Annotated in this window: 1 protein-coding gene; it reads left to right on the top strand. The window is 63.5% G+C overall.

The window, feature by feature from the left end:
- Positions 1-102 precede the first annotated feature (102 nt).
- A partial coding sequence (locus EOD07_RS36215; protein WP_164772946.1) for a LysR family transcriptional regulator occupies positions 103-779 on the top strand: 677 nt, incomplete at its 3' end.

Raw genomic sequence — 779 nt, 5'->3', positions numbered from 1 at the left:
GGGGCTTTGCATTCTGGTCACTGTTGACCGCGACCGCAAAGCGATATTTTTTGATTGCGACCATCGAAAATTTCGATGGCGGTGGTTTTGAGGGCAGGGGTGATGGATACCGAGAATCTGCGCAGTTTCCTGGAGGTCGCGGCGCATGGCAGCTTCACCGTCGCGGCGAGCCGCCTGAACCTTGCCCAGTCGACCGTCAGCGCGCGCATTCGCGGCCTGGAGGAGCAGTTGGGGCGCAAGCTTTTCGTCCGTGACAGCGATGGCGTCACGTTGACGCCGGCCGGCCGGCAGTTCCTGCCGCATGCCTCGACGATCACCCGCACCTGGGAGCAATCGCGCCAGGACATCGCCGTTCCCGATGGCTACGAAACGCTGCTCAGGCTCACCGCGCCCGCCTATCTCTGGGACAGCATCACCTCGCCCTGGATCGACTGGATGCGCGCGAAGCGGCCGAATGTGGCGCTCAGGCTGGAAGGCAGCTTCCCCGATCTGGCGGTCGACCAGATCGCCGAGGGCCTGCTCGACATCTGCATCCTCTATCTGCCCAAGCCGCATCCCGGCATCGTCTATGAAACGCTGGCCGTCGATCAGGTGGTTCTCGTCCAGCACACGGCGCAGTCCGGGCCGTGGACGCAAAACTATATCCTGATGGACTGGGGGCTGGAGTTCCGCATCGAGCACGATCGCGCCTTTGCCGGCATGGTGAAGCCGGCGATCTCGGCCGGGCTGGTCTTCATCGGCTTGCAGCACGTCCTGTCGCAGAAGGCGGCCGCCTATCT

This window comes from Mesorhizobium sp. M2C.T.Ca.TU.002.02.1.1, from assembly GCF_003997225.1.
The sequence above is the reverse complement of the archived record's forward strand: the minus strand, read 5'-3'. Positions and strand labels throughout refer to the sequence as shown.